4 protein-coding genes are annotated in these 9,567 nt (G+C 57.7%); all 4 read right to left on the bottom strand.

Features of this window, described 5'->3' with window-relative positions; genetic code table 11:
* Positions 1-350 precede the first annotated feature (350 nt).
* The 4 genes from IE231_RS02180 to IE231_RS02165 all read right to left on the bottom strand — a co-directional run bounded on the left by IE231_RS02180 (position 351) and on the right by IE231_RS02165 (position 9,500).
* Complete coding sequence (locus IE231_RS02180; protein WP_189692260.1) at positions 351-2,495, bottom strand: ATP-binding protein; 2,145 nt, start codon at positions 2,493-2,495, stop codon at positions 351-353.
* Positions 2,496-3,087: 592 nt separating this feature from the next.
* Positions 3,088-4,593, bottom strand: a complete 1,506-nt coding sequence (locus tag IE231_RS02175) for a DNA methyltransferase (protein ID WP_189692259.1) — start codon at positions 4,591-4,593, stop codon at positions 3,088-3,090.
* Between the two features lie 159 nt (positions 4,594-4,752).
* Entirely contained in the window at positions 4,753-7,689 is a 2,937-nt protein-coding gene (locus IE231_RS02170) for a DEAD/DEAH box helicase family protein (RefSeq protein WP_189692258.1), read from the bottom strand.
* Positions 7,689-9,500, bottom strand: a complete 1,812-nt coding sequence (locus tag IE231_RS02165; protein WP_229866431.1) for a site-specific DNA-methyltransferase — start codon at positions 9,498-9,500, stop codon at positions 7,689-7,691. Before IE231_RS02165 ends, IE231_RS02170 begins: the two co-directional genes overlap by 1 nt.
* Positions 9,501-9,567 lie beyond the last annotated feature (67 nt).

Below are 9,567 nucleotides of genomic sequence, written 5' to 3'. Positions count from 1 at the left end.
AACACCCATCCTCACAGGACTGCGAGCCCCTTCCATCCCAAGGGGACCACGCTCAAAGTCGAAGACCCACGAAGGACCCGTCCCCTCGCCTCGGACGCCCAGGGATCTCGCGCCGGTCGAACTTGAGGGTCGGGGGCGGGCTTCCGGGCGATAGGGGGCGGGACTGGCCATCGAGCAAGAACATGCAACGGCTGCCGCTATAGAGCCATCGGTGTGCTAGGGCGCGCCTGTGAGGCGAGCCTCACCGGTGCGCGTCGCGCCATAACGGTGACCCGCATAGCAGCAGATGCGACTCTCGCCGTGGTTCTTAACCTCAACGAAGAAGATCTCGCTTGATGGCCCTTGAAGGACTATTCCTTGAAGGGCGCGGCCCACCCGCTCATGGCGTCTGGCGGGTTGACTACAGAGTTCTCGGTAAGCATGAACGTAAGCTGTTCAAATTCCTTGGGCATTACACTCAACTTTGCGGCCGCCGATGCCACGGTGTCCCGGTTAATTGTCGCCTTGCAGAAGTTTCGTAGCCAAGTTTTGAAGTCCATGAAGTCGCGAGCTGACTTGAGATACGACTGATGTCCGCGAGTCAGCTCCTCCCATGACGAGTTGAGGCCGAACTCGGAGGGGTCGAAGTATTTGATTATGTCTGATTTGGATAGCCCGAATGGCCTCAGCCTATTTAGGCGGCCCGTTTCGAGAGCGCGCCTCCCCAGCTCCACGAGCCACTGGACCTCGCTTTGCCTGTGGGCTTTGGCCAGCTGATCCAGAATTGCGCGAGCGCGCCTCGTGTCGCCATTCTTTTCGCTTTCAAGGGCCTTGCTCCAGGCTCGGAATACATGATCGTGTCTCATGTTGTCAAGCATTACGATGAACTGGGCGGAGGTGGCGTCGAAGAGCAGTGCGCCGTCCGGGATGGTCGCAGCATTCTTTGCGCCGGCCATGGAAAGGACGATTGTGTACTTCTCGCGCAGAGTCTGCCCAAGAAGTTCGCGCAGAACGGCCACATCGTGCCCGCCCTCCACGATGACGATGGATCGGATGAGCTGTAGCAGATCGCCGGTTTCAAGTCCGTACTCGTCTTGAGCCTCGATCGCGAATGGATTGAGGTTGATCGGCACTTCTGTCAGCAAAGTGTGAGCATGCAACGGACGCGATGCTCGGATGATTCGGCTGTCCAATCGGGAGTCAAGGAATGCGGGGGCGTGGCTCGCGACAAGTACTGTCGCCCGAGGGGTCGAGAATCGGCCTGCGAGATTGGCAAGGCGCGACGGGAGTGCCCGCTCGGCCGAGCGATGGAGGCTTCGTTCCGGTTCATCCATGATGAAAAGAGTCGGTCGATCGGAGCGGGGTGCGCTCAACGCCCATTGGATCGCCGCATTCGCCCAGCGCAGTTCGGCAGTAGAGAGCGAACCCAGATCAAGGGACAGGCCTTGGATCTCGGCCTTCCATGTCGGAGGGGTACCGGTTAGCCAGTCACGGGGACCTCCAAGGTGTAGGCCAACCGTGAACGACTCGTTCCCGGCTGTTGCGAGGAACTGTTTTGCATCGGTCTCGAGGCGGGAGATCTCTCGCTCCACTGAGGGATCAAGAATTGCTTGATAGTCGTCTGCTGCGGATATTGCGGCCTCGCTGGTGCGGAAAATCTCCAAGATCGCCCGTCGCGTGGCCGCAAGCGACATTTCGAGCGGGAGTGTATCGGACACAACATGCAGAGGAGAGGTATTAATAGTTGTGGCGAAGTAGAGTGGTACCGGCAGGTCAGGAGTCCAACCATGAAATGGGTTTGTTGATTCCTCCTGCGAATATGCGGACTCAATGAATATTGTCGAACCGAGCCCAGAGGGAAGTCCGCGATCGAAGTACTTCTCCATCAGTATCTCTGGTACCGGTCGGCCTGCGCGCATCAGTGCATTGATTTCGCGAGCAACGTCAACACTTTCAGCGAGCGCATCCAGCGTCGGTTGATCGAACTTCGCTCCTAGATAAAGATCCCACGAAGGTGCATCGACAGACCCGGTGGGGGATAGGCAGATGCTGATCCGTGGATCGATCAGGAGGCCGGAGTCCCAAACGGAATCTTCGGTGACGGGGTCTGCGCCAGCGAGAAGTCCCAGGATGTCCTTCAATCTGTTGATTCTATCGGCTCCCGCGAAGTCGGGAAGCCGTTCACTCTTTGGCACGTTTCTGAGCACTTCATCTGACGGGAGCGCGCGCACGAGCTCCCCTAGCAGCTCGCGCTCGAAAGTGTTCGTAACTTCGGCGCTGCCATTTGGGGTGAGGTCAATGTGTAGAAAGGACGACGGTCCTGGGGATTTCGCCTGGCCGTCCGACGAACCCCGAAGGCATGATTCGATCTGACGGAGCAGGGTGCTCTTTCCTGCACCGTTCGGTCCATACACCACGGTCATTGGGGCTCCGAACCTTACATGGGCCGCCCCGAGAGGTCTCGGCCCAAGAATCGAGACACCTAGGATTTCGTGATCCGCGAACTTGATCCCCATTGGCTCTCCTCATGAACGGACTCCCTTGCACTTCGATAACAGTAGCTTGCCGGACAGTCGGGGGGGGTCGGGCACATGGCCAAATCTTCCGGGGGTGGCCATGCGGAACCGCGCAGTTGGAACGGCGTGCGAATGGTTCTCGTCGTTGGAGACGCGAGTGCATGGGCCCGCATTGACTCGCCCTCGCGTAACAACTCGTCCATGGGCGTAGGTATGATTCTCCGTTCCAGCTACCTGGACCATCCCATATGGGACGGTGTAGGGCCAACCGAGACGCGCTCGTTCAAGGTCACGCCCGTGCCCGGGAGCGTTGAATACATGTCGTCCGGAATTGTGTAAGGCGATGAGAAGCGCCTTCCTGAAGCCGTATTTGTGACTTACTGTCTCGCACTTCTGTTGCAGGCCTGCCGCTTCCTCGATGATGAACTAACTTGTCCCAGCTAGTTTGCTCTCGCGCTTTGCCTTACGTCCGTCATTTAGTCGCATTCCGAGCCACGCTAGGAATCTCGGCAAGATCGCAGCGCCCGCACGATCGCGGGAGTCAGCGTGAGCGGGGAGCCACAGAGGAAGTGAACGTTGATATCGGACATAGCTAGAACAATTCGTCGGCGCCTGCCTTGGGTGTCACCTTCTGCGCCTTGATGTAGGGCAAGATCGTGCCAGGCATGAGCGGGAGCTTGCCGGCGAGAAGGTCCTTCACGCTGATGTGTTGAAGCACAGGGAAGTCTTGATTGTTTACGGGAAAGGTATAATAGCCGCTCCGGGCGATCTCCTCTCGGACTCCTTTGGTTATGTCGTCCATCGTGATCAAGATTCCCATGTGAGCATCCCCCGTCCGCTCCACGGTCCCGCGAAGGTCGCGGGCAACACTTGGGGTCACTTTCCTGCCGCCCTTGACTGACACGACCACCTTGCCAAGCTTGCCCCTCGAATCAACGGGAAAGCGGGCTACGCCGTCGATGCCACGATCACCTACTTGCTTTTGGTTCGGCTCAGCGTTAATCATCGAGACGGCCCAGCGCTCGAAGTCGAAGGGAGAGCGTTCAAAGAGAGCGCGTGCGCCGGCCATGTCGTGCGGGATTCCGTTTATGTCTACCGTCTGGAGGACGTCCCTGCCGTAGGTGTGCTCAAGGCGCTTTGTGATCAAGTCGATGGCGATGTATGTGATGTCGATGCCGATCCAGGCGCGATCGAGTCGCTGCGCTGCATCGACCGTGGTGCCGCATCCGCAGAAAGGATCAAGGACTAGATCCCCGGGCTTCGACGCGGTAGCGATGATTCGCTCAAGCAGTTTGACAGGCTTCTGGGTCGGGTATCCCAGAGCCTCCGACGCGCTGTTGTTGAGCTTGTCGATTCGCCAGATGTCATCGATCGGCCGCCCGTATTGCATTGCCTCTTCGATATACCGTTTCACCCGCTTACCACCGCCTGCGTCGGACATGACGTACTTCCGTCCCTGCTCATCTACGTGGAGCTTTTGCTTACGGGTTCGGAGATATTCCGCTTCGCTTTCCCACGGCAAAGTCTGGGGCGAGAAGAACTGCCTCACCGACTTTGCGTACATCAGAATCACGTCATGGCGGCTTTCATAGTGCTTCTTGAGCTTCTTGTTCCATCCGGAATAATGCCAAATTATCTCATTACGGAAGAACTTCGCGTCGAAGACGGCATCAAGCAAAACTTTGAGGTAGTGGCTCATCGTCGGGTCGCAGTGCAGAAACAACGTGCCGGTCGGTTTAAGGACACGGTGAAGCTCCAGCAGGCGGGGCGCCATGTTGACCAAATAAGCCATGGCGTCGTTCTCGCCGAGGAGAATGCGGAAGGCCGACAGCGCGTCTGCAGAAGGGCCTGGCGCACTATTGATGAAGTCATCGAACTGCTTCTGAGTGACGGGGGTCCAGTGCCACGTGTCCTCGAACGCCTCAATCTGGGCGCTATTAGCGTTGTCGAACTGGCCGTTCCGGTTAAAAATGACCGAGTAGTTCCGGTTGCTGTTGAAAGGCGGGTCGAGATAGACGAGATCGACGGACTCGTTCGGAACATACTGCCGTAGAACGTCGAGGTTGTCGCCGTAGTAGAGACGGTTCTGCTTGGTCACCTCGCCAGCCTATCCCTCGAGGGCGAGGCGGAGGTGCGAGACGCGCCCCCCTTTGCCATCTCAGTCCCACTCGGAGGAGTCCCGAAGCTGAAGAATCAGACGACGCGACCAGAGGGCCGGAGTCGCTAATGTGACTTCGGCCCCCGTCACTTCTGGATATCACCAGATCTGCTGTTCAGCCTCTTTCTCTTCAGTGCTTCTTAATCGGGTCCGATCGAGCAGATCGCTCGCGCGCTCGTTGGCAGCAATCGACCCCTTTACCGACTGTTCAGCCAACAGGACGTAGGCCCATCTCCTGTGGCTGCGCTGATCAGGCTCCAGCTCGTTGATCTGTTCGCACCACGCGATCGCGGCGGCTTGCTTCCTAAGTACGTTGATGTCCGACATCGCGAAGTCCGCTTTCGTTTCAACGACGTAGATCATGCTCTCAGTGCGCACTAGGAAGTCGGGCGAGTAACGCGCTGGCATCCCATCCGCCTTCAGATAGGGACGGTGTACGAAGGTGTGCTTGTACTCATTGACTTTGCAGACTGCCTCGACGTACGTGTCCTTATTGATCCACTCAAGGAACTTTCGTTCCAGACCCCCGGCGTGAGTCGGGACCGGCAGTTTCGGATAGATGCATTTTGTCATCTCGATGCACGACGATGCCCGGACGCTGATTGACCTGACTTCGGATAGGCTGCGGTAGTTCACCTCGGCGACGGCGACGGTCTCATTCTGAAGGGCGGCGACTAGCGCGGTTGCGAAGTTTCCAGCCACTTCATTTGTGATCTGATCCCAGAGAAGGACACGCCAGTTCTCGTCCTCGAGAGGGTCAATCTCCATGTCGAAGAATCGGTAGCGTATGTATGTGTCGATCCAGCCCAACAGCTGCGGGCGGTACATCTGTAGAATTGGAAAGGCAGCGAGGTCGCTGTACTTCTTCGAGCTGCTGGTAATTTGTGCCCGTCGACCACCAAGTGCCTCCGTGATTCGGACCGTCATTCGGCTCAGGAAGTCGTTGTAGCCCGTGGCAGTCATGACGCCACCATTTACTCGGTAATCGCCGAACTGAGTCTTGGTCTGGGCGTCCTCTGAAACGAATCTATCCCTAGAACCAACGATCCTCTTGACTTCGCTGAACGGAACGCGTGAACGCGGCAGCAGGAGCGGGTCAATCAGCGGCGCAACAAGCTCCTCCTCTCGATCCCGCACCATCATCGGGATATGGAAGTCGAACTCCTCGTATCCATCACGGAGGTGCACGATCTCCAGATCGCCCGTGGCCGAGGTCAGATGATCGATTCCATCGCCAATGGCGCTGGCGAGGCCGGCATCCATGAGGTTGTCGTAGAACTGAGTGAATCTAGGGTGTTCAACGACGAAAAGGACGTCGAAGTAGTTGTCGGGCTCTAGGCGCTGGGCAATCCGGCGTCGGTTTTCGCGCTTCATCTCGTCGATCTGCTCGTCGCCGCGCCACATCAGGCGAAGCCCCCGTCCAATGGTCTGCTCAAGCAGGATGCCTGACGTGCTGGCCCTCAAGGGAACGATCACGGCGATGTTGTTGACGTCGAAGCCTTCACGCAGCATCAAGACACTTACGATCACCCTTGGCGACTTGTGCCGATCGACGTCGAAGAGTCGTTCTCGTGCCACATCCCACTCGGCGGCGGACATCTCGCCCTTGCGATCCGAATCGACCACCAAGACGTCTTCGGCAGAGAGCCCCTCGGCATGGAGGAACTCCTCGACGAAACGCGTCACCGCCGTCTCCTCACAGACGATCAGCAGTTTGGGGTGCTTGTCAGGGTCGACAGTGACGAATTCCTGCTCGAGCATCCCCAGCTTGGTCAGTCCCGCTCGGATCATGACGCGCTGACCCGATGAAAGCCCGATGACCTTGTTCCGGCCGTCGCGTTCCGCGCTGAAGTCCAACGGCAGGCTCGCGACTTCCTTCCGCTTGTCCAAGGCGAGGGACTTGACCAGTCCAAGCGACATGGCCTGCTTGAGATCGAAGTCGACGACAATATGGGGGAACCAGCGTTGCTTCTTGTTCGCCCCCGATCCGCTCTCGTTAAAGGGCGTGGCGGAGAAATCGACTTGGATGAAGCGGTGCCCCTTGGTCGAGGCGATGTCGGTTAGGCTCTTCTGCCACTCAACTTCGTCGACCTGATCGCCCTTCCTCACCGTGTGGATATGGTGAGCTTCGTCGTTAAACACCATCAGCGAGGGCAGGTCCTTGAGCCACAGGAGCGGCTTGCCGCGGGTGAACTTGCCGTCGAGCGTGCTCAGGCTGTTGCCGGTTGTCTTTCCTGGGCGTACGGGGAAGAAGCTCTCGATGGCTGCTTTGGCATCGATATTCGCGCCGGGCGACTCCGAGTCGGGTACGAAGTCGGGGTCCTCGACGCCTGCTAGGACGTGCCAGTTCGCAACCGCGATGACTCCACTGCCGGTGACTTTAGACCCGATCTCTCCTTTGGTCACCACCGATGACTGGACGAACCCGAATACTGCGTCGCGGTAGTTGTCAGGAACGAAGATGTCCTGATTAGTGAAGATGTCAGAAGTCTCAAAGTCACGCTCGCCCTCACGCTCCTTGCCAAGGAACGAGTCGAGTAGCCGGTCGTAGACGATGAGGCCCGGCGCTACCAGGAGAAAGTTCGAGGTGAAGCGCTCATCTTCCGGGTATTCCCGGTGGTTGAGGTACTGCCAGACGAGGAGAGCGTTAAGGACCCACGTTTTGCCCGTACCTGTTGCCATCTTGGCCGCATACTTCGGATGGTTGTGGGCGCCGCGCGTCACTTCGCCGAGTACGTCGCCATCCAGAAGCGCTTCCGTTGCGATCTCTCGGTACAGCGTCTCAAGGTTCGGCGCCTTCAAGATCTCGTGCGCATAGATGATGTGCAGAATCGCTTCCCGCTGGCCATCGTGAAAGTTCGCGGTGCGCAGTCGGACATAGTCATCTTGGAACCAGAACTTCAGCAGTTCGGCCGTGACGGGGGTGACCTCATCCATGAGTGCGGTCGGCTCGCCCTGGACGATGTCCGCGATCTGATCCCCGACTGCCTTCCTGAGTCCGCAGGCAAGAGGAAAGGTCTTCAGCCCATTCGACATCAGTTCATCACCACGTTCTCGATGATGACCTCTGACTCGAAACCGAACACATCGACTGCCCGGACGCAGACGCGACGCGAGGCGCGCTTGATCGGCACGGTTACCTCAGCCTTGGTGATAACTCTTAATTCATCACCATCGTTTTCAGTGTTGCCACGGTAGTCCTGCCAAACGGATCTGAAGACTCGCCCGTCGTAGTCAGGGTCGATGGCCCAGTACTCAAGCAATGCGAGTGGTTCTCGGTTCATGACATCAAGAAGCAGTTCGCGGCTCTTCTCGTCAAGATTGATCGCGTCGGGGGAGAGTAGAACATAATTGTTCAGACTTATCGTGAGGGTTTCATCGTTCCCGGAATGGACGCGGCTAACGACACTGGCGCTAAGGTATTGGAGCGTTGAGAAACGGACATCATCTGCCAACTTGTCGACCGAGCTGTTCTTACTGATGCGATCGAGAAGGTCAGGCGGGATTACACGGACTTCAAGACGATCATCTTGGAGAGCATCGATGTCGTGCCCGATCGAGTCGGCAAAGTTCCAGCCCAACACGTAGACCTTGTCGAACCCGCCCATGACAGACACGCGAGCTTGCTGTGCACGCCGGAGTGTCGATCCAGTGACGAGAGCATTCGGGCTCGTAGCAATGACAAGGGCCTTCTCATCTGGGATACGTCCAAGTGCACCCCCCTGGCTGATCTCTGGGGGCAGCGGCACAGCGCCGAATAACCGCAGGACGACTTGGGCAAGGTGTCCGACCTTGAACTTGCGTCCGAGCACGGATTTTGCTTGCTCAACCTGGTAATCACCAATCGCCTCGTATGCGAACGGGCGTGCGTCATCGTCAATGAGGCGCTTACGGGTGATCATCACCGAGGGCTTGCCGATGTCGCTAACGATCCAACGACGACCGAGCCTCTCGGCTGTCGCTGCGGTTGTCCCCGATCCGGAGAAGAAATCAGCGACGATGCCACCTTCGGGTGAGCCGGCCTGAATGATCCGCGAGAGCAACGCAACCGGCTTCTGCGTTGCATACCCCACCGATTCTGACGCCGAATTGTTCAGCTTATCGAGGTGCCAGACGTCGTCCACGACGACACCTTCCTGCATCACCTCGTCGAGGTAGCGCTTGATCCTTTGCCCGCCACCAGCGTCCGAGAGTACGTACTCGCGCCCACTCTCATCGGTGTGGACCTTCTGCTTGCGCTTCTTGACGTACTCTTCCTTTGACTCCCATCGCTCGAAAAACGACGCGAAATACGGGTTGTCTCCCTTGCTGTAGTACAGGATGACGTCGTGCCGCCGTTCGAACGACGACTTTAGTTGCTTGTTCCACCCGCTGTAGTGCCAAGTGATCTCATTACGGAAATTCTCTTTGCCGAAGATCTCATCCAGAACGAGCTTCACGTAATGGCCGACGTGCCAGTCAAGATGAACCCAGATCGACCCACTCTCCGAGAGAAGCTCTTTCATCAAAACGAGTCGCGGGGTGATCATCGCGAGGTAGGAGGCAGTCCCGTCCGACCAAGTGTCTGAGTATGCGAACTGTTCAAGAACCGTTGGCTTCTGGTCAATCGTCGTGCCCGGCAGCGTGATCTTGGTTCGATAGTCCGCCTTGGAATCAAACGGCGGATCGATGTATATCAGATCGATCTTGCCGCGCATCGGCGGGCGGTCTGAGTCTCCGGCTAGAAGTGCGGCCATTGCTAGGAGGTTGTCGCCGTAGATCAGCTGGTTGGGAAGTTCCGAGTTGGCTTCATCACGGCGCAACTGTCTAAATAGGTCATCGTCGCTGACAGTCTTGTTGGGGATCACCAGCTCGCGAGTCTGGAGGGTGACTCGGTTACGCCCCTCGAGCTGTTCAAGGTACTGGGATGCCCTA

Source organism: Sinomonas cellulolyticus, from assembly GCF_014656475.1.
Lineage (GTDB): Bacteria > Actinomycetota > Actinomycetes > Actinomycetales > Micrococcaceae > Sinomonas > Sinomonas cellulolyticus.
The sequence above is the reverse complement of the archived record's forward strand: the minus strand, read 5'-3'. Positions and strand labels throughout refer to the sequence as shown.